Raw genomic sequence first — 25,350 nt, forward strand, 5'->3', positions numbered from 1 at the left:
GGCCGTCAGTGCTCCGATCCTATTGGTCCGGACCGACAGTGAAACTGTACGGGGACTCAGGAAGGCGAGCCGAGCCTCCAGGCCGGTCGGCCGGGAGGCGCGGATCGCGTCGAGCGCGCACGTCGCGCCGTGCGGGTGGCCGGGTCAGGAGCCGCAGCGTGCGAGCCCGGCGGTGCTCTTCCCCGCGGCGATCGTCTCGAGGTCGGTGACCGCCTGGTCGAGCGTGGCGACCTTGTAGACGTCGAGTCCGTCCGGCACGTGGCCGACGACCTCGTCGCAGTTGTCGGCCGGCGCCAGGAACACGGTCGCACCGGCGTCCTTCGCGCCGTAGAGCTTCTGCCGGATGCCACCGATCGGGCCGACCTCGCCGTCCGCGGTGATCGTGCCGGTGCCCGCGACGTGCTTCCCGCCGTTGAGCTCGCCCGGCGTCAGCTCGTCGATGATCCCGAGCGCGAACATCATGCCGGCGGACGGGCCGCCGACGTCCTGCAGCGCGATCTTCACGTCGAAGGGGAAGTCGTACCGTTCGGTGACGCCGACCCCGAGGAGCGGGGTCCCCTGCTCCTCGCGGGGGGTGACCTCGACCTGCTCGCGCTTCCCGTCGCGCAGCAGCGTCACGGTCGCCGGCGACGAGGTCCCGTGCTCCGCGACCGCCGCGCGGAGCGACCCGGCGTCGACGTTCTCGGTCAGCTGCTCCCCGTCGAAGGCCGTGATGACGTCGCCCTCGCGGATGGTGCCGTCCGCGGCGGAGCCCTCCTGCACCGTCCCGACCCGGAGCTCGGTCGGCAGGTCGTGGCCCTGGTGGATGAGCGCGGCGGCGACGGCGGACTGCTGCGACGACCGCATGTCGGCCTCGTCCTGCTGGTTCACCTGCTCGGTGGTGGTGCCCTCCGGGTAGACGGCGCTCGCGGGGATGACCGCCTGGGAGCGCGAGAACAGCGCGCGGATCACGCTCGTCCACGACGGGCGGTTCGTGGCGTCACCCTGGATGCCCACGGTGAGCATGTCGAGCGCGCCACCCGTCGGGTACGTCTCCGCCCCGTCGATCTGGATGAGCTCGACGTCCTTCGCGTCCTTGCCCTGCCCCTGCCGCTGCGTGCCGATCGTGTTGTAGACCGGCCCGGGCACCTCGATCAGGTAGGGGCTCGGCAGGAAGCTCGCCAGGAGTCCGAGCACGACCGCGCCGATGACGAACGCCCAGCCGACGGTGCGTGCGCGGGAACGGCGACGGGGCGCGGGGGCGAAGAGGGTCACGGACGTCCTTCCACGGGCGGGGCGCCCGCGGGTGCGGGCGGTGCACCCGCGCGCTGGCGGGTCGGTCGCCCGCGTGCTCGCGGGCTGTTCGCCCTCGGCGCAGCGGTCCGGGCGTCCCCTCGGGAGCATCCCGGGCGCGGCCCCGTGAGCAGCGGTTAGCGTAGTCGTCATGCCTGATCAACCGCAGCCGGGGCCGGACGACGACTTCCAGGAGATGCTGCGCAAGCTGCTCTCCGGAGAGGGACAGATCGACCCGTCGCAGCTCGCGGGCGCGGCCGGACTGCCGAACGACCCGGCGTTCGTGGCGAACCTGATGAGCCAGCTCCAGCGCGCGGCGCAGTCGGGCAGGGACGGCATCGACTTCTCGGTCGCGTCCGAGCGTGCGACCGCGATCGCGCGCGACGGCGGGCACCCGGTCGACCCGGCGACCGCCCAGGCATCGGACCAGGCGTTCCAGGTCGCCGCGCTCTGGCTGGACGAGGCCACGAGCGTCCCCGAGCTCACCGCGACGCCGAGCCTGTACACGCGGGAGCAGTGGGCGAAGGCCACCACCCCGGTCTGGGCGCAGATCGCCGAGCCGGTGGCGCTGAGCATCGCGAACGCGCTCACCGAGGCGATCGACCAGCGCGCGCCCGAGCAGCTCAAGGCCATGCTCGGCGACGTCTCGAAGGCGATGCGCGGCGTCGGCGGCGCCCTGTTCGCGATCCAGCTCGGCCAGGTCGTCGGGCAGCTGTCGAAGGAGGTCGTCTCCGGCGGCGACGTCGGCGTGCCGCTCCTGGACGAGCAGGTCGCCGCACTGCTGCCGCAGAACGTCGCCGAGTTCGCCGAGGGCCTCGACGTGCCCGAGGACGAGGTCCGGATCTACCTGGCCGTCCGTGAGCTCGCGCACGCCCGGCTCTTCCGGTCGGCCCGCTGGCTCCGGCTGCACATCATCTCGTCGATCACCGACTACGCACGGGGCATCCACATCCCGTTCGACCGGGTCGAGGAACTGGCCTCGGAGATCGACCCGACCAACCAGGAGCAGCTGCGCGACGCACTCGCGTCCGGGGCGCTCATCCCGCCGCGCACGCCCGAGCAGGAAGCCGCGCTCGGCCGGCTCGAGACGATGCTCGCGCTCGTCGAGGGCTGGGTCGACACGGTCACCGCCGCCGCGACGGTCCGGCTGCCGAAGTCCGACGCGATCGCGGAGATGGTCCGCCGTCGCCGTGCCGCCGGTGGTCCCGCCGAGTCGGCCTTCGCCACGCTCGTCGGCCTCGAGCTGCGCCCCCGCCGTCTGCGCGAGGCCGCTGCGCTCTGGCAGCGCGTCACCGAGGAGTTCGGGGCCGAGGAGCGCGACGCCCTGTGGTCGCACTTCGACGCCGTGCCGACGTCCGAGGACGTGGACGACCCGGACGCCTTCGTGCTGCGGTTGCGGAACCCGGGTCGCTCCGCCGAGGACGACGCGTTCGACAAGGCGCTCGAGGACCTGCTCAACGACGCCTCCGGCGACCGCCCGCGCGAGGACGAGAGCGGCGGCATCGAGGACGAGGGTGGCCCCGCGGACGACCGCGCTGCGGGCGACGACACCCCCGGCGCCGGACCCCGCTAGTTCTCCACAGATCGTGACGGCCGGTCCCCACGGGGCCGGCCGTTCCGCCAGCGTGGGTGCATGGGCATCCGCATCGACCCCACGCTCGAGTTCGTCTGGCGCGACCCGGGGACCGTGCAGCTCGGCGTCGACCCGCCGCGCGCCGTCGTCCCCGTCCCGACCGTGGCCGAGGAGCGCTTCCTCTGCGCGCTCCGGCGGGAGACGAGCCGCGACGCCCTGACCGCCCTCGCCGGGACGACGGGGTGCAGGCCCGAGGTGGCGGCCCGCGTGCTCGGTGACGCCTCCCCCGCCGTCGTCGACGTCCTGCCCGAGCCGCTCGCCCGGGTCGAGGTCCACGGGGACGGCGTCCTCGCCGACACCGTCGCCGAGATGCTCTCCGGCGAGGGCGTGACGGTGGCCCGGACGGCCGCGCGCCGCGGTGGGCCGGTCGTGCTGCCGGACCCGACCCCCGCACTCGCGGTGGTCGTCGTCGACCACGTCGTCGACCCGGCGCTCCGGTCGGCGTGGGCGCGGCGCGGGACCCCGCACCTGTCGCTCGTGGTCGGCGACGGTCGGATCCGGCTCGGGCCGGTGGTCGTCCCGGGCGACGGCCCGTGCCTGCAGTGTGTCGAGTACGCCCGCGTGGACGAGGACCCGGCGTGGCCCGCGCTGGCCGCCCAGGTGTGGGGTCGGCCGGCAGCACCGCTGTCGCCCTGGCGACGCGCAGCGGTCGCGTCGGCCGCGGTGCGGTTGCTCGTGCAGCGCCTGCCCCTGCGGACCCAGGTCCCCACGACGGAGCAGGTCGTCTTCGACCGCGACGACCTGACGGTCAGCCTGCTGCCGGTGGCACAGCACCCTCGGTGCGCCTGTCGAGCGCTGCCAGGAACCGACTCGGCGCCCGGGCACCCCCGCGCGTGGAACCCTGCCGTGACCACGTGACGGTGACCGAGCGACGCGCGCGGGTCAGCCCGACGTAGAACAGCCGGCGCTCCTCGTCGACCTCGGCGTCGGTCGCGGCGTGGGAGATGGGCAGCAGCCCCTCGGCGGCGCCCACGACCACGACGTGGGGCCACTCCAGACCCTTCGAGGAGTGCAGCGTGGCGAGGGTCACAGCGTCGAGCTCCGGCTCGTGGTGGGTCGCCGCACGGTCGACCAGGTCCTGCGTGAACTGCTGCATCGTCGTGCCGGCGGGCGCGGCCTCGGCCAGGCCCATGACCGCCTGCAACGCCTCCCACTGGTCGCGGACCGCGCCGGTGCCGTCCGGCGGCGTCGGGGTCCAGCCGCTCAGCTGCAGCACGAGCCCGACCCGGCGGGTGAGCTCGTCGTCGGTCTGCCGGACGGCCTCGCCGCGCATGTGGTGCACCGCGAGCTTCACCTCGGGCCGGTCGAAGAACCGCGTGCCGCCCTGCACCCGGTACGGGATGCCGGCGCGACCGAGGGCGGACTCGAGCGCGGCGGACTGCGCGCCGACGCGGAACAGGACCGCGCAGTCGCCGAACGCCGCTCCCGACGCCACGAGCTCGCCGATGCGACGGGCGACGGTCTGCGCCTCGTCGCCGTCGTGCACGCAGGGCAGCACCTCCGGCTCCGGGCCCCGCTCGGCGGACTGCGCGACGAGGTCGAGCGCACCGGGCTGCCCGCGCATCAGGGTGTTCGCGGCGTGCACCACCTCGGGCGTCGACCGGTAGTTCCGTTCGAGGCGCACGACCGACCCGCGGGGGAACTCCGACCCGAAGCCCAGCAGGTACCGGCTCGACGCGCCCGCGAACGAGTAGATCGTCTGGCTGGCGTCACCGACCACGCACACGTCGTCGCGGCCGCCGAGCCACGCGCGCAGCAGGTCGTGCTGCACGGGCGAGACGTCCTGGTACTCGTCCACGACGAAGAACCGGTACTGCTGTCGGACGTACGAGGCCACCCGCGGCTCCGACTCGACCATGCCGAGCGTCGCGAGCAGGACGTCCTCGAAGTCGAGTTGCCGACGGTCGTCCTTGAGCTGCTCGTACGCCTTCATGAGGTCGATCACCCGCCGGGGCGGGGTGTCCCGTGGCATCACCCGGTCGGCCGCAGCGGCCTCGTACTCGTCGTAGGTGAGCATCTGCACCTTGCGCCACTCGACCTCGGCCGCGAGGTCGCGGAGCACCGGGGTGTCCACGTGGATCCCGACCGTGTCGGCGGCGTGCGCGATGACCCGACCCTTGGACTCCACGATGCGCGGGGCGTGCCCGCCGACGGTGTCCGGCCAGAAGTAGCTGAGCTGTGCCATCGCCGCGGCGTGGAAGGTCCGCGCCTGGACCGTCCCGGCGCCGAGCGCGCGCAGCCGCGACCGGAGTTCCCCGGCCGCCCGTGTCGTGAAGGTGAGCGCGAGGACGTGGTTCGGCGAGTACGTGCCGGTCGCGACCCCGTACGCGATCCGGTGGGTGATCGCCCGGGTCTTGCCGGTCCCTGCGCCGGCGAGCACGGCGACGGGGCCGAGCAACGTCCGGGCCACGGTCTGCTGCTCGGCGTCGAGCGCCGCGAGCAGTTCGTCCGGCGACGGCGGGCGCACCGGTGCGGCACCGGTCGCCGCGCGGGGATCGGTCACGGCACGTCCAGCGGCCCGCCGTACCACTCCTCGATGATCGCGCGGGCGATCGACGTGCGGCCGGGCAGCAGCAGGGTGTCGCCGGCACGCTCGCGGACCTCGTCGCGCGAGAACCACCGGACGTCGAGGATCTCGACGCCGTCCGGTCGAGCGGTCGAGGGATCGCCGTCCACGGCGCGTGCGCGGAAGCCGACCATGAGTGACGCGGGGAACGGCCAGGGCTGCGACCCGAGGTACTCGGGCTCCTCGACGCGCACACCGGACTCCTCCCAGACCTCGCGGCGGACGGCGTCCTCGAGGGACTCCCCCGGTTCGACGAAGCCGGCGAGCAGCGAGTAGCGGTCGGCGTCCCACGCGGCGTTCGACCCGAGCAGGATGCGGTCGTCGGCGTCGGTGACACCGACGATGATCGCCGCGTCGGTCCGCGGGAAGAGCTCGTGCCCCTCGGGGTCGCGGCGGACCCACCCGCCGCTGACGACGTCGGACGGCGAGCCGGTGCGCGGGGAGAACCCGTGCACGGCGTGCCAGTTCGCCATCGCGACGGCCTCGACCGCGAGGCCCTGGTCGCGGGCGGACAGCTCGGCCCCGAACATGCGCAGGCTCGACCACGCCCCGTCGTCGGGCTCGATCGCGGCGGCGGCCGTCTCGTCGAGCAGCGCGGCGGCGAAGCGCGTGCCGGCGGGAGCGTCGGCGGCGTCGGTGACCGCTCGGCCGAGGTAGAGCGTCACCGCGTGCTCGGGCACCGCGTCGGCGCCCACGAACCGGAGCGCGCCGTCGGCGTCACGGAGCAGCTCGGCACCGCGGACCGGCAGCCACCGGGTGTCCGGGTCGGCCCGCAGGACGCGGTCGAGGTCGGGGGTGGTCCGGAACTCCGCGTCGCGGTCGAGTTCGTTGCGGGACAGCGGGAGTCTGGCGGCGAACTCGACGGTCACGGCGGGGTGCTCCTCGATCGGGACGGGCTTCTCAACGGGACCCTGTGGACGGTGCCCGGGCTTGCACAGGCCAGCGTGGCGTGCGCTCCGGCACCGGACGCGGACCTACCCTGAGGGGCATGGCGGGATCCCAGTTCACTCTAGCCGCGTTGGCGACCACAGCCGTTCCCGGTCTGGTCGTCACGGGCACGCGCACACTCGGCTCGGCCGCCTCCGGTGACTACGAGTCGGCCGTCCTCCGCGACGCGGACGGCGCGCTCAGTGCGATCCGTCGCCCGCGCAACCAGCGGGCCGAGGCCCGGCAGTCCGCGGACCTCGTCGCGATCCGTGCCCTGAGCGCCGGCATCCGTTCGCGTCTGCCGTTCGCCGTGGCCGAGTACCGCGGTCAGGCGCCGATCGGCTCGACCCGGGCGATCGTCACGACCTACGTGCCGGGCACCCACCCGACGCTGCGCGACCTGACCGAGCGTCCCGACCTCGCGACAGCCGTCGGCCGTGCCGTCGCGGCCGTCCACCAGCTGCCGACGAGCTTCGTGACGGACGCGGGACTGCCGTCGCTCACCCCGTTCGAGGTCCTGCGCTCCGCCGTCTCCGTGATGGACCGCGCGGTCGCCACGAAGCTCGTGCCCGCCGCACTCGTCGAACGGTGGGAGGGCGCTGCGCGCGACCAGCAGCTCTGGCAGTTCACCCCGACGGTCGTGCACGGCGCGCTGGGCACCGGGGTCGTCCTGGTCGACGGCGACTCGGTCACCGGCGTCCTCGACTGGGGCGAGCTCCGACTCGGCGACCCCGCGAAGGACCTGGCATGGGTGCTCGCCGGTCACCGCGACGCCTTCGACACCGTGATCAGTGCGTACGAGGCGAACGGCGGGGGTCGGGACCGCCAGCTCGCCCAGCGCGCCCGCGTCCACCACGAGCTCGAGACCGCCCAGTGGCTGCTGCACGGCGTGCAGGCGAAGAGCACCGAGGTGGTCGACGACGCGGTCGCGATGATGCACCGGCTGGTCGACGCCGTGCAGACCCCGAGCGCGGCGCCGCTGCAGTCGGTCTCCCCCGAGACGATGGAGATCGGCGAGGTCGAGCAGTTGCTGTCGTCGACCGAGCGTCGACACGGCTGACCCGGCCGCCGCCCCGTCCGTCGCGACCACCCACCGGACGGGAGGCTCCCCGCGGCCCCGCCCCGCGCCTCCCGTCCGACACGGCGTCGGTCCACGTGCCGCAGCGGCCCAGCCCTGATCCGGCCGGCCGACGCACCGGGCCCGGCCGGTCGACGCACCAGGCCGGTCGACGCACCGGATCAGCCGAGCGCCTCCTGCCAGGCGCGCTCGAGACCGGCACGGTCGAGCAGTGCCGTGGGCCGCACCTCGAGGTCGTCCGCGACGAAGTAGAAGACGGCGTCCACCTCGTCGACCGGTCGCCCGGTGAACTCGGCGTACGCCACCCGGTACAGCGCGAGCTGCAGCTGCCGCGCGGCCAGGTCCGCCGTGCCGGTCGGTGCCTTGCCGGTCTTCCAGTCCACCACCTCGGCGCGACCGTCGATCTCGTACACCGCGTCGAGCTTGCACACCACGCTGTGCCCGAGGAACGGGATGTGGATCTCGCGCTCGACCTCCACCGGGGTCAGGTCGGCCCAGCGTGACCGGGCGAAGGTCGCCTGGAACGCCGCCAGTCGTCGTGCGTCGTCGTCGGTGACCGCGGCGTCGGTCGAGGCGTCCACGGCCTCGTCCGCGTCGAGGTCGCGTTCGTCGTCCCACAGGTCGAGGGTCTCGAGCGAGCCACCGCTGCGCGCGCGCTGCTCGACCCACTGGTGGAAGAGCGTGCCGAGCCTGGTCGCACGGTACGGCCGCTCCGGCATGGGCCGGCGCAGGCGCTCGGCGACCGCGTCCGGCTGGCCGATGTAGTCCTTGAACCCCGAGGCCGGGACGCGGTGCGGGATCGCGACGCGGCGCCGGTCCGACCGTGCAGCCTGCCGTTCGGCGAGCAACAGGTCGATGTCCGCCGCGAAGCGCCCGGCCGCACCGGGGTTCGCGTTCCGGACGCGGTCGGCTGCCGCGAGGACCCGGGCACCCCGCTGCCCGAACGGCACGTGCGGCCAGGTCTGGGTCGCCCCGTCCCCGCCGAGGGGGTTCTCCTCGTGCACGGTGCCGTCGGGGACGGCGTCGGCAGCGACGACCCCTGCCGCGACGAGGTCCCGGAGGTACCGACTCGGCGGCGTCGGCTTGACCCCGCCGGCCCACGACGACCCGGACACGAGCAGGTCGTGCCGTGCCCGCGTCAGCGCCACGTAGGTCAGCCGACGCTCCTCGTCCTCGTTCCGGGCCTTCACCTGCTCCTTGTAGGCCTCGATGGCGTCGACGACGCCCTTCTGGTCCGCGTGCCCCCGCCACTCGAGCCGCGGGAGCTCGTCGGCGTCCCCGCGGAACTCGTACGGCAGGCGGCCGAAGCCGAGCCACCCCGAGGATCCTTCCTGCGGTCGGGCGGGGAGCGCGCCCTCGACGAGCCGCGGCACCGCGACCGCGTCCCACTCCAGGCCCTTCGACCCGTGGATCGTCAGGATCTGCACCGTGCCGGCCTCCGGCTCCTCGGACCGCGGGCCCATGTCGTCGCGGCGGGCGGCGGCGTCGATCCAGCCGAGGAAGGCACCGAGGTCGGCGCGGTCGTCGGTCGTCACGAACCCGGCGAGCTCGTCGACGAACGCGTCGAGGAAGGCGGCGCTCCCCTGCTCGTGGGCGGCGACCTCGACGTCGAGCCGCATCTCCTGCACGACCAGGGTCACGAAGTCGACCAGGTCCCCGGCCGCCCGGGCCCGGAGCGCGGCGAGCTGCTGCCCGAGCTCGCGCATCCGCTGGCGGCCGGCGGGACTGATGCCCTCGAGGGCGCCGTGCTCGTCGGGGGCGCTCGCGACGAAGTCGAGCGCGTCGACGATCGATCCGTGCTCCCCGGCGGCGACGGACGCGCGGAACGCCGCGGTCAGCTCGTCGTCGAGGCGCTGCTGCGTGTGGTCGCGGCGGAACAGCCAGCGGGCGAGTTCGTGCAGCGCGGCGACGTCGGCGGCACCGACCCGCCACCGTGCGCCGGCGAGCAGGCGGATGAGGTCGTTGCCGGCCGCCGGGTCGTGGAGCACCCGGAGACACGCCACCAGGTCGACGATCTCGGGTCGCTGCAGGAGGCCGCCGGTGCCGAGCACGTGGAACGGCACCCGGTGTGCACCGAGCGCGGCGGTGAACGCCGACAGGTCCTTCCGCGAGCGCAGCAGCAGCGCCATCGAGCCCTCCGGCGAGGCACTCCGGCGGTCCGCGAACCAGCGGGCGACCGCGTCCGCCTCCTCGGGCAGGGTCTCGGGGAAGACGGCCGTCACCGTGCCGGCGTCCGCACCGGGTCGCGGCGCGAGTCGCTCCACGGCGACCTCCGACGCAGCCGACAGCGGGTCGACGACGGCGTTCGCGCCGGCGAGCACGTCGACCGGGTTGCGCCAGCTCGTGGACAGGGCGAAGGTCACCGGCGCCGGCGTTCCGGCACCGTCCGTCCCCGCGACCGGTGCGTCCGGTGCGACCGGTGCGTCCGGTGCGTCCGGTGCGACCGGTGCGACCGGTGCGACCGCGAAGTCGCGCGGGAAGCGGGCCAGGTTCGCCGCGCTCGCCCCGCGGAAGCCGTAGATCGACTGGTGCGGATCGCCGACCGCCATCACCGGGTGTCCGCGGAAGAGCCGGGCGAGGAAGCGTGTCTGCACCACGGAGGTGTCCTGGTACTCGTCGAGGAGCACCACACGGAACCGGCTCCGCAGGTCGTCGACCACCCGCGGGGCGGACTCGGCCGCGGCGAGCGCGAGGGCGATCTGGTCCGAGAACTCCACGAAGCCGCGGTCGACCTTCTGCCGTCGGAACTCCTCGACGAGGTCGACGAGCGGCTCCAGCGCTCCGATCGCTGCGACGGTGTCGGTCACGGCCTTGTAGGGGTTGCCCCTGGCGTTCCCGGGCAGCTCGAGCAGCGCACCGAAGTCGATCGCGAAGCGACGCAGGTCGGCCGGGTCGACGAGGTGCTCGGACACCGCCCCGGCGAGGGCCACGACGGCAGCGGTCACGGTGTCGACGTCGCGGTCGAGCCCGGCGAGCCGGTCGTCCCGCGCACCGACGACCACCCGACGGGCGAGCTGCCAGGCGGAGGGCTCGGTGAGCACCTGGGACTCGCCGTCGCGTCCGACCAGCAGGGCGTTCTCGCGGAACACGGCGTTGGCGAACGCGTTGTAGGTGGAGACCGTCGGGGCCTCGAAGGCGTCGCCGGCGGTCAGGAGCCCGACGTCCTCGAGCGCACGGATCCGGTCGTTGATGCGCACGGACAGCTCACCGGCCGCCTTGCGGGTGAACGTCAGCCCGAGCACCTCGGCGGGACGGACGAACCCGTTCGCGAGCAGCCACACCACCCGCGACGCCATCGTCTCCGTCTTGCCGCTGCCGGCTCCCGCGACGACGAGCGCGGGAGCGAGCGGCGACTCGATGACCGCACGCTGCTGGTCGGTCGGGCGCGGTCGGCCGAGGGCGTCGGCGATCGCGTCGGCATCGTGGATCGCCGGGGGCGCGTCGGCGTCGTGGGCCGCCGGGGGTGCGGCGGTGTCGACACCTGCGTCGGCCCCGGGCTGCGTGTCGGTACCGGTCGTCACCAGGTCACCTCCCCCACCACGTGGATGCGGCACTCGACGCCGGTCCGCGCCCGGTCGCAGTGGTCGTCGACGTTCGCCAGGAAGGTCCGGCCGGCCATCCCCCGCGCGACGGCGTGCAACCGTTCCCGGTAGGCCTCGCGCGCCTCGTCGTCGAAGGCGTGCTGCGTGCGCTCCGAGTACGCCTGTCCCGAGCGGGGGTTCTGCACGAAGACGAGTCGGGCGTCGGCCATCGGCGCGCCCGCCGGGACCCCCTCGACCGCGCCGTCCTCGACCGCGAGCTGGTACGCGCCGAGCTGGGGGTGCTCCGGCATGTCGTTCTTCTCGCTCGGCATGGAGCGGCCGGTCTTCAGGTCGACGACGCTGACCCGCCCGTCGGGGTCGACCTCGATGCGGTCGATGCTGCCGCGCATCCGCGCCGGCCCGGTCACGAGTGCGAACGACGTCTCCGCGCCGAGCAGCCGTCGACCGGCGCTCGCGAACGTGCGCAGGTAGTCGCTGAGCCCCTCGATCATCCGCCGGGTCCGCGCGCGTTCGCGGTCGGCGACCCACGGCGACTCGAAGGTCAGCTCGTCCCAGCGCCCCTCCACGTGGTCCCACAGCGACTCGACGTCGACCGCGGTGGCCTGCTCCATCGCCTCGTGGACGATGGTCCCGATGCCCATCGCCGGGCTCGGCGCGCTGCCACCGAAGGTCTGCACGAACCAGTGCACCGGGCACTCCTCGAAGGTGCCGATGCGCGAGGGCGACACCGCGACCGTCGGGGCGACCGGCTCACCGTCCTCGTGCTCGGGCGCCGGCGGGGCGTCCAGGTCGACCAGCGGATCCTCCGTCGTCGGCTCGGCCGTCCCGTACCACTCGTTCGGTGACGCACCGGCGACCCCGGCCTCGGCGAGCCGTGCGAGGGCGGATGCGGCCTCGTGGTCGCCCGAGGCGACGACGCGGCGCCGCAGCGAACCCGCCATGCCCCGGAGCGACAGCGGGTGCACGGTCGGTTGCCGGTCCGGCGGCACCGGGACGAGCCGGACGAAGGGCGACGGTGCCTCGTCGTCGTTGGCGACCGTGCCGATGACGACCTGGGTGGTGGCGCGGGAGACGGCGCGGGCGAACAACCGGAGCTCGTCCGCGATGACGGCTGCCCGGTCGTCGACGGTCTGGTCGTCGATGCCGGCGGCTGCGCGGACCAGCCCGTCCGGGTCGAGCAGGCTCCCGCGCACCCGGGTGTTCGGCCAGACACCGTCCTGGAGCCCGAGCACGACGACCACGTCGCACTCGAGCCCGATCGTGGCCGAGGGGGTGAGCACGCGCACGCGGCCGGCCGTGCGGTCGGGGCCGATGGAGTCCTCGGGCAGGTCGGCGCCGAGCAGGTCGTCGACGAACACCCGCGCGGGCGCGTCCGGGGTGCGCTCGACGAAGCGCTTCGCCGCGGTGAAGAGCCCGACGACGGCGTCGAGGTGCCGGTCGGCCTCGGCGGCCCCGACACCTCCTGCCGCGGACTGCCCGCCCCAGGCCGTCGCGAGGCCGCTGCGCTCCCACAGTCCCCACAGGATCTCCTCGATGCTGGCGTCCGCGGCGGCGTCCGCCCGCGCCTGCACGAGGCTGCGGGCGAGTCGGGTCGCGCGTCGGGCGAAGCCGGCGTCGACGGTGGCGAGCCGTTCGGGGGCACCGAGCGCCTCGACGAGCAGCTCGTCGGCGGTACGGGTCCCGCCGCCCGCGAGTTCCTCGCGACGCAGGGCGAGCCGGAGACGTCGCATCGCCAGGGTGTCCAGGCCACCGAGGGGTCCGGTCGCGAACGACGTCGCCAGGTCGGCACCGAGCGGGAGCACCCCGAGCGCGACCGCGGCGGCGTCGAGCAGCGCCCGGGCAGCGCTGTCGTCACGCGGGCGCACCGGAGCGGCGCCGGCCGTCGCGGGCACCTCGGCGACGGACAGGGCACGCACGAGCTCCGGGATGGCGGCTCCGCTGCGGGTGACGACGGCCATCCGGTGCCACGGCAGGCCGTCCAGCAGCCGGTGTTCACGGAGGCGCCGGGCGACGGCGACGACGAGCGCCGAACGGCTGCCGGCCTCGAGGTGCAGCACGGCGTCGCTCCGGGCACCGGTCGTCGACGCGACGGCGGTGCGCTGGCGCCCGGCCGCGGCGGCCCCGATGCGCGCCGTCACCGCGCCGACGAGCTCCCGGACCGGTACCGCGTGCCGGTGCACCGTGCCGAGCACGACCTCGTCGACGCGCGCCACACCGAGCCGGGTGGCCAGGCGTCCGAGCACGTCCGGCTCCGCACCGCGGAACGCCGAGGCCGCGATGTCCGGGTCCCCGAAGGCCACGACCTGCACCCCGGAGCGGGCGAGCGCCCCGAGCAGGGCGACCTCGCCCTCGACGAGTTCCTGTGTGTCGTCCACGACGACCAGGCGCAGCGCGGCGACACTCGCCGGGACCTCGTGTCGCAGCACCGCGGCGGTCGCGAACGCCACGAGCTCCGCGGCGTCGAGACTGCTGCCACGGAAGGCCGTCACCGCTGCGCGGTACTCGTCCACGAAGTCACCGACCGCGCGCCACTCGGGGCGACCGCGCTCGTCGGCGAGCTCCCGCATGTCCTCGGGCTCCACCCCGGCGGCCACGGCGCGCATCATCACGTCGCGGAGTGCCGTGCGGAAGCCGGCCCGTTCCCGCACGACGGCGGTGATCGGCGCCGGCCACTCCGGTCCGACCCCGTCGGTCTCGTGCCCCGCGAGCAGGTCGGCGATGATGCGGTCCTGCTCGCCACCCGTGAGCAGCGTCGGCGGCTCCTGCCCCTGCAGCGCGGCGGCGTGCGCGACGACCTGGAAGGCCAGGGAGTTGACCGTCCGGGCGAGCGCGCCCGGGACCGCCCGGTCGACCGCGGCCGCCAGGCGATCGCGGAGCGCCGTGGCTGCGGTGCGGGCCGAGGTCAGCGCGAGCACCGTGGCGTGACCGTCCGGCGAGACCGCGTCCGGACGGGAGAGCCGGTCGGCGACGAGCCGCGCGAGCGTGGTGGTCTTGCCGGTGCCCGGCGCGCCGAGCACGGCGGCGTGCCGGCCCTCCGGCAGGGCGAGCACGGCGTCCTGCGCGGGGTCGGCGACGAGCGGGCGGACGACCCCGACGTCCTCGGGGAGGGTCGTCAGCGTGGTCCTTGGCACGCGGACACGGTACCGAGGACGGCCGACAGCAACGCTCGACGCACCGGGACCGCCGTCGGCGGTGCGCCCCCGGCGAACGCCCGGGCCGACGGGGTACCGCTCGGATACGCTGTGCTCGTGGACATCAAGATCGGCATCATCAACAGCCCGCGCGAGATCGCCTTCGAGACCGCCCAGAGCGCCGAGGAGATCGAGCAGGCCGTGGCAGCGGCCCTCGAGTCGCAGTCGACCCACCTCTCCCTCAAGGACGAGAAGGGCCGCCGGTTCATCGTGCCCGTCGCCTCGCTCGCCTACGTCGAGGTCGGCGCAGAGGAGTCCCGCCGCATCGGCTTCGTCGCCTGACGTGGAGCTGCTCTTCGCCGTGCTCGGCGGCCTCATCGCGGGGGCCGTCGCGCACGTCGTGGTGCCGTGGCGCTCGACGCGCGGAGCACTGCTCGGCCCCGTCGTCGGCGGCGTCGTGGCGGCCGTCGTGTGGGAGGCCCTGACCTGGGCCGGTTGGCCGTACGACGGCGGATGGATCTGGGTCGTGGCCCTGGTGGGTGCCGGGGTCGTCGCCGTCGTGACCGAGTGGGTCCTGGGTCGTCGTCGCACGGCCGCAGACGAGCACGCCTTCGAGCGCGCACGCACCGAGCGCGTCTGACCGAGCAGGCCCGAGCGAGCGCGCCCCGCGCCCCGGGCCGTCGACGCGGCCCGCGCCTCAGGCGGTCAGGCCGAGTGCGTCCATCCGCCGTGTGTGCGCAGCGATGAGCTCCGTCCACACCGGCTCGAGCTTCTCCTGGTCCTCACGGGCGTGGACCGCCAGCGCCGACCGTGCCACGAGCAGCGTGTCCCCCACGAGCCGCCGGCCCCACATCGCCAGGCGCGACCCGACGCGCGGGTCCTGCTCGATGTGCGCTGCCAGCTCCTCGACGACCGCCGGTTCCTCGCGCGCGTCGAACACCGTCCGCAACCGCTGTCGGACGTCGAGCGGCAGCGACCGGAGCAGGCTGCCGAAGAGGTCGTTGAGGATCCCTGCCGTCACGTAGCCCGTGAGCATCGACTCGTACCAGTCAGCGCCGCTCGTGCGCAGCAGGAAGCGGTCGATCGCCTCGCGGTGGGGCTCCATGAGCTCCGCCGGCGCCCACCCGCCTCGTTCGATCTCGGCGACGATCGTCCGGTGCCGCTCGAGCGCGGTCGTCGCGAGCACGCCCGTGACGAGTCGCCCGGACATCGTCGGCGCCGCGGCACCGGCTCGACCCATCGTCTCGTAGAGCGACAGCTGCAGGTAGGCCGCCTGCCCCAGGTACACGTCGAGCTCGGGACTCACGTCGTCCAGCTGCAGGCGCTCCACGGGCTTGGCGTTCCGCGGGTTCCGCGACGCCAGCCACGCGGCGGCGAGCTGCGCAGCGCGCTTCCGGTTCCACCACGACACCACGCCCCAAGCATACGGGCCGCGGGCACCACTCCCGCCCGGCGGGCGCTGTCCTCGCCCGCCGTCGGTAGACTGGCCTGGACTTCCACCAGGACTAAGGTGATTCTTTGACTTTCGCAGACCTCAACATCGAGCAGGACATCGTCGACGCGCTCGCGACGAAGGGCATCGCCGAGCCCTTCCCGATCCAGCAGCAGACGATCCCGCTCGCCCTCACCGGCCAGGACATCATCGGCCAGGCCAAGACGGGTACCGGCAAGACCTTCGGCTTCGGCCTGCCGCTGATCCAGCGCCTCGGTGCCGACCCGGAGCACGGCGTGAAGGCGCTCGTCGTCGTCCCGACCCGCGAACTCGCGGTCCAGGTGACCGAGGACCTCGAGCTCGCCACGTCGAACCGGTCGACCACGATCGTGTCGATCTACGGCGGCAAGGCGTACGAGGGCCAGATCGAGCAGCTCAAGGCCGGCGCGCAGATCGTCGTCGGCACGCCCGGTCGCCTCATCGACCTGCAGCGCCAGCGCCTGCTCGACCTGTCGAAGGTGCAGGAGGTCGTGCTCGACGAAGCAGACCGCATGCTCGACCTCGGCTTCCTGTCGGACATCGAGCGCATCTTCCAGGCCGTCCCCGCGGTGCGCCACACCATGCTCTTCTCGGCGACGATGCCGGCTCCGATCGTGGCGCTGGCCCGCCGGTTCATGACGCGCCCGGTGCACATCCGCGCGACGGACCCCGACGAGGGCCTGACGCAGGCGAACATCAAGCACGTCATCTACCGCGCGCACTCGCTCGACAAGGACGAGGTCATCGCCCGCATCCTGCAGGCCGAGGGCCGCGGCAAGACCGTGATCTTCACGCGCACGAAGCGCGCCGCCGCGAAGCTCGTCGAGGAGCTGAAGGACCGTGGCTTCAACGCCGCCGCCGTCCACGGCGACCTCAACCAGGAGCAGCGCGAGCGCGCGATGGCGGCGTTCAAGGCCGGCAAGCGCGACGTGCTGATCGCGACCGACGTCGCGGCGCGCGGCATCGACGTGGACGACGTCACGCACGTCATCAACCACACGATCCCGGACGACCCGGACACGTACCTGCACCGCGCCGGCCGCACCGGTCGTGCCGGCAAGACGGGCATCGCGGTCACCTTCGTGGACTGGGACGACCTGCACAAGTGGACGCTCATCGACAAGGCCCTCGAGTTCGGCATCCCCGAGCCCGTCGAGACCTACTCGTCGTCGCCGCACCTGTTCGCCGACCTCGACATCCCCGCCGGGACGAAGGGCCGCCTGCCCGGTGCGCCCTCGCACGCGGCCGAGGCAGGTTCCTCCGCCGGCCGTGGCGCGCAGCGGACCGGTGACCGTCGCGGCTCCGAGCGCAGCGGTGACCGCCAGGGCGGCTCGCGTCCGCGCTCGCGCACCCGGTCGGGAGGCTCGTCCGACGCCGTCACGTCGGCTCCGGCCGCCGAGTCCACGGGTCCCGACGCCGCGCAGCCCGCCGGCGAGGGCTCGACCACCGACGGGGCCGCGAAGCGCCGTCGCCGTCGTCGTCGCCGCAGCGGTTCCGCCGAGGCGACCACCTCGGCACCGCAGGGCACCGGCGAGGGCGAGTAGCGCCTCCCGTCCGAAGGCCCCGTCACTCACCTGACGGGGCCTTCGTCACGTCCGCGGGCCTGCCCGCCGGGGACCCCGACAGGGGCGGACGTCAGGCCAGGCGGGAGCCCGCTCCGTGCACCGGGTCGCTGCCGGTGGCCTGGTCGACGATGGCGTCGAAGGAGTGCCGCGCGGTCCGGTGCTCGCCGAACCGGTTCGGCTTGCCGGTGCCGTGGTAGTCGCTCGAGCCGGTGACGAACAGGTCGTAGCGACCGGCCCAGTCGAGCAGCGTCCGCTTGCCGTGGGCGAGGTTCTCGCGGTGGTCGACCTCGAGCCCGCCGAGGCCGGCGTCGACGAGGTCACGCAGCATGGGCTCGTCGATCACGATCCCGCGCGAGGACGCCGCCGGGTGCGCGATCACCGGCACGCCACCGGCTCCGCGGATGAGCTCGACGCCGCGCAGGGGCGTCGGCGCCTCGTGCGGTTCGTAGTAGCCGGAGGCCGGGTGCAGGATCCCGCGGAACGCCGCGCTGCGATCCGGTTCGAGCCCTCGGGCGACCAGGGCGTCGGCGATGTGCGGCCGACCGATGGTGGCGCCGTCGCGCGCCTGCGCGAGGACGTCGTCCCACGTGATCGGGTGGTCGCGACCGATGCGCTCGACCATGCGTCGTGCCCGCGCGAACCGGCCGTCGCGGATCCGGGCGGTCTCCGCGACCAGGGCCTCGTCGGTCGGGTCGACCAGGTAGCCGAGCACGTGCACGCTCCGGTGGCCGACGCGGGTGCTCAGCTCGAGGCCGGGGAGCAGCGACATCGGGCGGTCGCGGACGGCGGCGGTCGCCTCGTCCCAGCCGGCCGTCGTGTCGTGGTCCGTCAGGGCGACGCCGTCGAGGCCGGCAGCGGCGGCGGCAGTGACGAGCTCCGCCGGCCGCTCGGTGCCGTCGGACACGCTCGAGTGGGCGTGCAGGTCGATGAACGGATCGGGCACGTCGACCATGCTACCGACAGGTGAACAGCCGCTCAGGCCGGAGGGTCAGCTCGGTGCGATGATGGGTGACATGGCCGACACCACTCCTCGCGCGACGAGCAACCGATCCACCACCCCCGGGTCCTCGACCTTCAAGGACCACATCGCGTCGCAGTGGGCGGACCGGGAGCGCCCCACCCCCGAGCCGCGCGAGCAGTCGCCCTTCGCGGCGGAGCGACGTGCTCGCATCTCGGAGCTGCACCCCGGACGCACGATCGTCGTCCCCGCGGGTCAGGCGAAGGTGCGGTCGAACGACTGCGACTACCCGTTCCGTCCGCACTCGACCTTCGCGCACCTGACCGGCTGGGGCACCGACACGGTCGTCGGCTCCGTCCTGGTGATGACCCCGAACGGGTCCGGTCACGACGCCACGCTGTACTTCCGCGCCACGGCCGGCCGTGACTCCGAGGAGTTCTACGCGAACCCCGAGATCGGTGAGTTCTGGGTCGGGCCCCGTCCCTCGCTCGACGAGGTCGCCGCCGACCTGGGTCTCGCGACGGCCGACCTCGGCGCCTTCGCCGGGGTGGCCGACGGCCTCGACGCATCCGTCCTGCTCGTCCGCGATGCCGACGCCGAGCTGACGCGCGCTCTCGACACCCGACTCGGCACGACGGTCGGCGGTGCGGACGCCGTGGACGGGGCCCCGGCGACCGAGGACGTGCTCTCCCGTGACCTGTCCGAGCTCCGGCTGGTCAAGGACGCGTACGAGGTGCGCGAGCTCCGGAAGGCCGTCGAGGCCACGGGGTCGGGCTTCGACGACGTCATCGCCGACTTCGACGCCGTGCTCGCGCACCCTCGCGGCGAGCGCATCGTCGAGGGCACGTTCAACCGTCGCGCACGGGCCGACGGCAACACGGTCGGCTACGACACGATCGCCGCGTCCGGCCACCACGCGTGCATCCTGCACTGGACCCGCAACGACGGCGCGGTGCAGCCGGGCGACCTGATCCTGATCGACGCCGGCGTCGAGGTCGACTCGTTCTACACCGCCGACATCACCCGGACGCTCCCCGTGTCGGGCACCTTCACCGACGTGCAGCGCATGGTCTACGAGGCCGTACTCGAAGCCGCCGACGCCGCGTTCGCGATCGTGAAGCCGGGCATCACCTTCCGCGAGGTGCACGCCACCGCGATGGAGGTCATCGCGAAGAAGACCGCCGAGTGGGGCTTCCTGCCCGGTACGGCCGAGGAGTCGCTGCAGCCGGACAACCAGTTCCACCGCCGCTACATGGTGCACGGGACGAGCCACCACCTCGGGCTCGACGTCCACGACTGCGCGAAGGCCCGTCGCGAGATGTACATCGACGGCGTCGTGCAAGCGGGCATGGTGTTCACGATCGAGCCCGGCCTGTACTTCCAGCAGGACGACCTGACCGTGCCCGAGGAGTTCCGCGGCATCGGCGTCCGGATCGAGGACGACGTCCTGGTGACCGAGGACGGCGCCGAGAACCTGTCGGTCGGCATCCCCCGGACCCCCTCGGAAGTGGAGGGGTGGATCGCCCGCACCGGCCGCTAGCCTGAGCGGGTGACGATGCCCGACGCCTCCCCCAGCACGACGTCCGCCCCGACCGACGGCCCGATCGCGCCGCGCAGGCTGGTGATCGACGTCGAGCACTTCGACTCGCCCGACGCACAGCGGCTCCGCGCCGCCCAGCGTCTCGAGATCGACCGGGCCTACGGCGGGGACACCGAACCGGGCGAGAAGCCGACGGCCGACTCGATCGCGGTCTTCTTCCTGGCCCGCGACGAGGACGGCACGCCCCTCGGCTGCGGTGGCCTGCGCCTGGTGCAGGACGGCATCGCCGAGGTGAAGCGGATGTACGTGCGGCCGGAGTCCCGCGGGGCCGGGGTGTCGAGCGCGATCCTCCGTCGCCTCGAGGAGGCCGCGATCGACCTGGGTTCCCCGGCGCTCGTGCTCGAGACCGGCGACGAGCAGAAGCGCGCGATCGGGTTCTACGAGCGCGAGGGCTTCCGCCGCATCGCGCAGTTCGGGCCCTACGTCGGAGCGGCGCGGTCGATGTGCTACTCGAAGGTGCTCTGACCACCGAGCCCTGACCGGCGACCCGTGACCGGAGCCCTGACCGGTCACGCGCCGCAACGGAGGACGCCCGCGTCGACGATCGTCGACGCGGGCGTCCTCCGGTTCGGTTCGGTCCCTCCGTCAGCCGCGCTCGCCGTCGCGGCGGTCGTCGGGTGCCGAGCCGGGTCGCTGGTCCGCACCGGCGGAGCGCTCGTCGGCTCCGTCGACGCGCTCCCCGTACTGCGGGGGCTGGCCCGGTCGTGACTGCGGGACACGCGGGTCCGACGTCGGCGCCGGCTGCTGCGCCGTCTGCGGGGTCTCGCCGTACCGGGGGCCGTCGTTCGTCCCGTACCGCGGGCCGTCGTTGGTCCCGTACCGCGGACCGGCGGCCGACGGGCCGGACTGCTGCGGGCCTCCAGGCCGGTGCTGCTGCGGCTGGTGCGGCGTCGCGTGCCCACCGTAGGGCGAGCCCTGCTGGGGGCCCGGACGCCACGGCTCCTGGCCCTGGGACGGACGGGCCTGCGAACCCGGCGCGCCAGGCTGCGGAGCGTCGTTCCAGTGCGTCGACGGCGTCGCGCCGTGCTGGCCGAGGATCCGCTGCGCCTGGCCGGTGAGCTGCGGGTCGACGACGATCTGGTAGTTCGTGGCGAGCACCTGGTGCACGCTCGTGAAGTCCCGCTGCCGCTTCGTGATCGCGAACGAGACGATGCCGTACAGCATGCCGAACGCGGCACCGATGATCGCCGCGGCGATGATCAGCCCGCCCGCCGTCGGTGAGAACAGCGTCAGGACGATGCCGAAGAAGATGCCGAGCCAGAGACCGGAGAGCGCGCCCGCGATGGCCGCACGGCCGTAGGTCATCTTCCCGGTGACGCGCTCGACGGTCTTCAGGTCGTTGCCGACGATCGAGATCTTGGCGACGGGGAAGTCCGCCTCGGCGAGCTTCGCGACGACGCGCTGGGCATCGGGGTAGCTGTCGTAGGTGCCGAGGACGTCCCCACGCGGCAGCGTCGGGAAGGCCTGGGCGGTGCGTCCGGCGAACGGGCTCTGGTTGCTCACCCAGCCATCATCCACCGGGCACCTTGCGATCACACGTGCGCCTCCCGGGAACCTCCGGGGCAGGGGCGCAGCGGCTGGTGCACCGAGCCGCACGTCCCCTCGGTGTGCGCAGGGTGCGCTCGTCCCCGGCCCGCGCGGCAGCGACTACGCTGGACGGGTGAGCGCCACGAAGGTCTTCGTCGCCCGCCTCGCCGGGTGCTCCGTCTTCGACCCCGCGGGCGACCGCGTCGGTCGCGTCCGGGACGTCCTGGTCGTGTACCGCCGCGTCGACGCCCCGCACGTCGTCGGGCTCATCGTCGAGGTGCCCGGCAAGCGCCGCATCTTCCTCAGCATCGGCCGCGTCACGTCGATCGGCGCCGGTCAGGTCATCACCACCGGCATCGTCAACATGCGTCGCTTCGAGCAGCGCGGGGGTGAGGTGCGCGTCATCGCGGAGATGCTCGGCCGCAAGGTCCTGCTGACGCGCGACCGCATCCGCACCACGATCGAGGACGTCGCGATCGAGGACCGCGGACAGGGCGACTGGGAGGTGTCGCAGCTCTTCCTCCGCAAGCCGAAGACGACGCCGTCGCCGTTCGGCAAGGGCCCGACGACGTTCGCCACGTGGAACGAGGTCACCGAGGACGAGCTCCCCGGCGAGGCCCAGTCCGCCGAGCACGTGATCGCCGCCTACTCCGACCTGGTCCCGGCCGACCTGGCGTCGACGCTCCTCGACCTGCCCGAGGAGCGCCGGTTCGAGGTCGCCGAGGAGCTCCCCGACGACCGGCTCGCCGACGTGCTCGAGGAGATGCCCGACCAGGAGCGCATCGAGATCCTGACCCGGCTCGAGGACGCCCGCGCAGCCGACGTCCTCGACCAGATGCAGCCCGACGACGCCGCCGACGTGCTCGCGCAGTTCCCCGACGACCGGAGCGAGGCGCTGCTGCAGCTCATGGAGCCGGAGGAGGCGCAGGACGTCCGCATGCTCCTCGAGTACGAGCCGGACACCGCGGGTGGTCTCATGACCACCGAGCCCGTCATCGTCTCGGCGGACGCGACCGTCGCCGAGGGGCTGGCGCTCATCCGCCGGCACGAGCTCGCCCCGGCGCTCGGCGCGAGCGTGTGCGTGGTGCTGCCGCCGTACGAGCCGCCGACCGGTCGGTTCCTCGGGCTCGTGCACTTCCAGCGCATGCTCCGGTACCCGCCGAACGAGCGCCTCGGCACGCTCATCGACCAGCAGACCGAGCCGGTCCGCGTCGACGCGAGCGCTGCCGAGGTCACGCGCGTGATGGCGACCTACAACCTCGTGTCCGTCCCTGTGGTCGACGACGCCCACCGTCTGGTCGGGGTGGTGACGATCGACGATGTCCTCGACCACGTCCTGCCGGACGACTGGCGAAGTCACGGCGAGGGGGATGCCCCCTCGCGACTCCGCCAACGCCAGCGCAAGACGCCCGTGACGACGGGGAGGAGGACCACCCGTGGCCCGAACGGATGACAACCGCCAGGAGCGACTCGACTCGCCCAAGGGCATGCGCACGCGTGTGCTCCCGACCCGCCGCCGTGGCCGCGGGGACACCTTCGGTCGGGCGACCGAGGGCATCGCGCGGGCGATGGGAACGCCCTGGTTCCTGGTCGGCCTGACCCTCTTCTGTGCCCTGTGGATGGGCTACAACACCCTCGCTCCGAAGCCGTGGCAGTTCGACTCGGCTGCGATCGGCTTCACCGCGCTCACCCTGGTGCTCTCACTGCAGGCCTCGTACGCGGCGCCGCTCATCCTGCTCGCGCAGAACCGGCAGGACGACCGCGACCGTGTGCAGTTCGAGCAGGACCGCCAGCGCGCCGAGCGCAACCTCGCCGACACCGAGTACCTGGCCCGCGAGGTCGTCGCCCTCCGTCTGGCGATGCGGGAGATGGCGTCGAAGGACTTCATCCGCGCCGAGATCCGGTCGCTGTTCGAGGAGCTCGACCGGCGGGACGCCGAGGAGGCAGCGCTGCGCGCCGACTCCGTCGACGACGGTGAGGGAGCGGCGAGCACGCGTGGCTGACGGCACCGCAGCGACGCCCGACGAGCAGCTCGGCGCCGCGGTCCTCGCTGCGCTCGGTCGCGTGATCGACCCCGAGATCCGCCGCCCCGTCACGGAGCTCGACATGATCCGCGGGGTCGACGTCCGGCCGGGAGGCTCGGTGCGGGTCGACCTGCAGCTCACGATCGTCGGGTGCCCCGCCGCCGACACCATCGAGCGCGACGTGCGATCGGCCGCCGGTTCCGTGGACGGCGTGCACCACGTCGAGGTCGACGTCGACGTGATGAGCCCGGCGACCCGCGCCGCCCTCACCGAACGCCTCCGTGCCGGCCGGCCGCGCGGCGTGCAGTTCACCCCGGACTCCCTGACCCGCGTGATCGCCGTCACGAGCGGCAAGGGCGGAGTCGGGAAGTCGACGGTCACCGTCAACCTGGCCGTCGCGCTCGCAGCGGCCGGTCAGCGGGTCGGCATCGTCGACGTCGACGTGCACGGCTTCAGCGTGCCCGGCCTGATGGGGTTGACCGACGAGCACGGCGTCGCACCACGACCGACCCGTGTGGACAGCATGATCCTGCCGCCGGTCGCCCACGAGGTGAAGGTCGTCTCGATCGGCATGTTCGTCGACGACGTCTCGACCGCGGTGTCCTGGCGTGGACCGATGCTGCACCGCACGGTCTCGCAGTTCCTGACCGACGTGTGGTTCGGCGACCTCGACGTGCTCCTGCTCGACCTGCCGCCCGGCACCGGCGACGTGGCGATCTCGGTCGGGCAGCTGCTCCCCCACGCCGAGGTGCTCGTCGTCACGACGCCCCAGGCCGCGGCCGCCGACGTCGCCGAGCGGAGCGGGGTCGTCGCACGGCAGACCGGGCAGAAGGTCATCGGTGTGGTCGAGAACATGGCCGGGCTCGTGCAGCCCGACGGCAGCGTCCTGCACCTGTTCGGCGAGGGCGGCGGCGACGAGACCGCCGCTCGGCTCTCCCGGGGGCAGGACGTCCCCGTGCCGGTCCTCGGCCGCGTCCCCCTGTCGGTCCCGCTCCGGGAGGGCGGCGACGGCGGCGTCCCCGTCGTGCTCGGCGCCCCGGAGGACCCCGCCGCGGTCGCCCTGCGGTCCGTCGCCGAGACCATCACCACGATGGGACGGGGCCTGGCCGGACGGAAGCTCGGGCTCAGCCTGTCCTGAGCGATCGTCGCGCACGGGCCGATGCGCCCGCTAGCGTGGCCGCATGGACAGCTCCGACCACGTCAGCGTCGACTGGGACGCCGCCCGCGCGACGAACCGCGCGAACTGGGACGACCGGGTCCCCATCCACGAGGGCGCGTACGACGTCGCCGCGCTCGACGACCCGGCACACCGGTCGGACGTCGTGCGCGACGACCTGCCCGCGCTCACGCCGTGGCTGCCCGGCGGCACGCTCGCGGGGCTCGACGTCTGCCACCTGCAGTGCCACATCGGCACCGACACGGTCTCGCTGGCCCGCGAGGGTGCACGCCTCACCGGGGTCGACTTCTCGGCACCGGCGCTCGCGTCGGCAGCGGCCCTGGCCGATCGGCTCGGCCTCGACGTCACGTGGGTGGAGACCGACGTCCTCGACGCCCGCGCGGCCGTCGTGGGCGACTTCGACGTCGTCTACACGAGCATCGGCACGATCTGCTGGCTCCCGGACCTCGACCGCTGGGCCGCGCAGGTCGCGGGGCTCCTCCGGCCGGGCGGGGTGTTCTTCATCCGCGACGGACACCCCGCGCTGTACGCCCTGGACGAGGACGCGCCGGAGCTCGTGACGCGACACCGGTACTTCCCCGACGGCACGGCCCAGCAGTGGGAGGACGCGGGTACCTACGTCGGCGAGGGCACCGTCGCGAACACCCGGACGTACGAGTGGCCGCACCCGCTGTCCGAGGTCGTCAACGCCCTGCTCGGCGCCGGACTGCGTCTCCGCCGTCTGGACGAGGGGCGCACCCTGCCGTGGCGGTTCAGCCCGCGCATGGAGGAGGACGGCCACGGTTCGTGGGTGTGGCCCGCCCCGGACCGCGACCGGATGCCGACGACGTTCACGATCGTCGCGACGCGTGCCTGAGAACGGACGGGAGGCCCGGTGCC

Annotated in this window: 20 protein-coding genes; 12 read left to right on the forward strand and 8 right to left on the reverse strand. The window is 73.8% G+C overall.

The window, feature by feature from the left end; all coding sequences use genetic code 11:
• Window positions 1-144: 144 nt before the first annotated feature.
• A complete protein-coding gene (locus ACIP6W_RS01275; RefSeq protein WP_400427767.1) occupies window positions 145-1,254 on the reverse strand; it encodes a PDZ domain-containing protein in 1,110 nt (369 codons plus the stop codon).
• A 169-nt stretch (window positions 1,255-1,423) separates the two neighbouring features.
• Here ACIP6W_RS01275 and ACIP6W_RS01280 point away from each other — a divergent pair, with 169 nt between their 5' ends.
• Both ACIP6W_RS01280 and ACIP6W_RS01285 read left to right on the forward strand, forming a co-directional pair.
• Entirely contained in the window at window positions 1,424-2,845 is a 1,422-nt protein-coding gene (locus ACIP6W_RS01280) for a zinc-dependent metalloprotease (RefSeq protein ID WP_209683613.1), read from the forward strand.
• Between the two features lie 60 nt (window positions 2,846-2,905).
• Window positions 2,906-3,763, forward strand: a complete 858-nt coding sequence (locus tag ACIP6W_RS01285; RefSeq protein WP_400427770.1) for a hypothetical protein — start codon at window positions 2,906-2,908, stop codon at window positions 3,761-3,763.
• Here the strand turns inward: ACIP6W_RS01285 and ACIP6W_RS01290 are convergent.
• Together ACIP6W_RS01290 and nudC are read right to left on the reverse strand one after the other, a co-directional pair.
• Window positions 3,654-5,408 (reverse strand): ATP-dependent helicase, encoded by a 1,755-nt coding sequence (locus ACIP6W_RS01290; protein WP_209683617.1) that lies wholly within the window; start codon window positions 5,406-5,408, stop codon window positions 3,654-3,656. The two genes, ACIP6W_RS01285 and ACIP6W_RS01290, sit on opposite strands and share 110 nt — an antisense overlap.
• On the reverse strand, window positions 5,405-6,340 hold the full coding sequence (nudC, locus tag ACIP6W_RS01295) for an NAD(+) diphosphatase (protein WP_400427772.1): 936 nt from the start codon (window positions 6,338-6,340) through the stop codon (window positions 5,405-5,407). The genes ACIP6W_RS01290 and nudC overlap by 4 nt, the downstream gene beginning before the upstream one ends.
• A 119-nt stretch (window positions 6,341-6,459) precedes the next feature.
• Here nudC and ACIP6W_RS01300 point away from each other — a divergent pair, with 119 nt between their 5' ends.
• Window positions 6,460-7,458 carry a phosphotransferase gene (locus ACIP6W_RS01300; RefSeq protein ID WP_066652883.1) on the forward strand — a complete coding sequence of 333 codons (999 nt, stop codon included), beginning with the start codon at window positions 6,460-6,462 and terminating at the stop codon, window positions 7,456-7,458.
• Between the two features lie 179 nt (window positions 7,459-7,637).
• Here ACIP6W_RS01300 and ACIP6W_RS01305 read toward each other — a convergent pair whose 3' ends face one another.
• Together ACIP6W_RS01305 and ACIP6W_RS01310 are read right to left on the reverse strand one after the other, a co-directional pair.
• Entirely contained in the window at window positions 7,638-10,904 is a 3,267-nt protein-coding gene (locus ACIP6W_RS01305; RefSeq protein ID WP_400428860.1) for an ATP-dependent DNA helicase, read from the reverse strand.
• 89 nt (window positions 10,905-10,993) lie between these two features.
• Window positions 10,994-14,149 carry a PD-(D/E)XK nuclease family protein gene (locus tag ACIP6W_RS01310; protein WP_400427774.1) on the reverse strand — a complete coding sequence of 1,052 codons (3,156 nt, stop codon included), beginning with the start codon at window positions 14,147-14,149 and terminating at the stop codon, window positions 10,994-10,996.
• 117 nt (window positions 14,150-14,266) lie between these two features.
• Here ACIP6W_RS01310 and ACIP6W_RS01315 point away from each other — a divergent pair, with 117 nt between their 5' ends.
• Both ACIP6W_RS01315 and ACIP6W_RS01320 read left to right on the forward strand, forming a co-directional pair.
• Window positions 14,267-14,491: a DUF3107 domain-containing protein gene (locus ACIP6W_RS01315; protein ID WP_066657860.1), complete on the forward strand. Its 225-nt coding sequence runs from the start codon at window positions 14,267-14,269 to the stop codon at window positions 14,489-14,491.
• A gap of 1 nt (window position 14,492) precedes the next feature.
• Complete coding sequence (locus tag ACIP6W_RS01320) at window positions 14,493-14,789, forward strand: hypothetical protein (RefSeq protein WP_066652875.1); 297 nt, start codon at window positions 14,493-14,495, stop codon at window positions 14,787-14,789.
• Window positions 14,790-14,846: 57 nt separating this feature from the next.
• On the opposite strand, the gene ACIP6W_RS01325 is transcribed toward ACIP6W_RS01320, so the two are convergent.
• The gene (locus tag ACIP6W_RS01325; RefSeq protein WP_066652872.1) at window positions 14,847-15,563 is read right to left on the reverse strand and encodes a ferritin-like fold-containing protein; all 717 of its coding nucleotides are present in this window, start codon (window positions 15,561-15,563) and stop codon (window positions 14,847-14,849) included.
• A 104-nt stretch (window positions 15,564-15,667) separates the two neighbouring features.
• Here ACIP6W_RS01325 and ACIP6W_RS01330 point away from each other — a divergent pair, with 104 nt between their 5' ends.
• On the forward strand, window positions 15,668-17,164 hold the full coding sequence (locus ACIP6W_RS01330; RefSeq protein ID WP_066652870.1) for a DEAD/DEAH box helicase: 1,497 nt from the start codon (window positions 15,668-15,670) through the stop codon (window positions 17,162-17,164).
• Between the two features lie 91 nt (window positions 17,165-17,255).
• On the opposite strand, the gene ACIP6W_RS01335 is transcribed toward ACIP6W_RS01330, so the two are convergent.
• Window positions 17,256-18,128 (reverse strand): PHP domain-containing protein, encoded by an 873-nt coding sequence (locus ACIP6W_RS01335; protein WP_374191719.1) that lies wholly within the window; start codon window positions 18,126-18,128, stop codon window positions 17,256-17,258.
• Between the two features lie 70 nt (window positions 18,129-18,198).
• On the opposite strand from ACIP6W_RS01335, the gene ACIP6W_RS01340 reads away from it, so the two are divergent.
• The gene (locus ACIP6W_RS01340) at window positions 18,199-19,683 is read left to right on the forward strand and encodes an aminopeptidase P family protein (protein WP_209683626.1); all 1,485 of its coding nucleotides are present in this window, start codon (window positions 18,199-18,201) and stop codon (window positions 19,681-19,683) included.
• 15 nt (window positions 19,684-19,698) lie between these two features.
• Window positions 19,699-20,208, forward strand: coding sequence for a GNAT family N-acetyltransferase (locus ACIP6W_RS01345; protein WP_400428862.1), 510 nt, complete (start codon window positions 19,699-19,701; stop codon window positions 20,206-20,208).
• 120 nt (window positions 20,209-20,328) lie between these two features.
• Here ACIP6W_RS01345 and ACIP6W_RS01350 read toward each other — a convergent pair whose 3' ends face one another.
• Window positions 20,329-21,246, reverse strand: a complete 918-nt coding sequence (locus tag ACIP6W_RS01350; protein ID WP_209683629.1) for a general stress protein — start codon at window positions 21,244-21,246, stop codon at window positions 20,329-20,331.
• 157 nt (window positions 21,247-21,403) lie between these two features.
• On the opposite strand from ACIP6W_RS01350, the gene ACIP6W_RS01355 reads away from it, so the two are divergent.
• The 4 genes from ACIP6W_RS01355 to ACIP6W_RS01370 are packed head-to-tail and all read left to right on the forward strand — an operon-like array spanning window position 21,404 to window position 25,327.
• Window positions 21,404-22,723: a magnesium transporter MgtE N-terminal domain-containing protein gene (locus ACIP6W_RS01355; protein WP_400427777.1), complete on the forward strand. Its 1,320-nt coding sequence runs from the start codon at window positions 21,404-21,406 to the stop codon at window positions 22,721-22,723.
• A gap of 34 nt (window positions 22,724-22,757) precedes the next feature.
• The gene (locus ACIP6W_RS01360; protein ID WP_400428864.1) at window positions 22,758-23,273 is read left to right on the forward strand and encodes a DUF1003 domain-containing protein; all 516 of its coding nucleotides are present in this window, start codon (window positions 22,758-22,760) and stop codon (window positions 23,271-23,273) included.
• Window positions 23,266-24,432 carry a P-loop NTPase gene (locus tag ACIP6W_RS01365; RefSeq protein ID WP_400427779.1) on the forward strand — a complete coding sequence of 389 codons (1,167 nt, stop codon included), beginning with the start codon at window positions 23,266-23,268 and terminating at the stop codon, window positions 24,430-24,432. The genes ACIP6W_RS01360 and ACIP6W_RS01365 overlap by 8 nt, the downstream gene beginning before the upstream one ends.
• A gap of 43 nt (window positions 24,433-24,475) precedes the next feature.
• Window positions 24,476-25,327, forward strand: a complete 852-nt coding sequence (locus ACIP6W_RS01370) for a class I SAM-dependent methyltransferase (protein WP_400427782.1) — start codon at window positions 24,476-24,478, stop codon at window positions 25,325-25,327.
• Window positions 25,328-25,350: the final 23 nt, after the last annotated feature.

The sequence above is a fragment of the Curtobacterium sp. NPDC088465 genome (assembly GCF_044753165.1).
Classification (GTDB): Bacteria; Actinomycetota; Actinomycetes; order Actinomycetales; family Microbacteriaceae; genus Curtobacterium.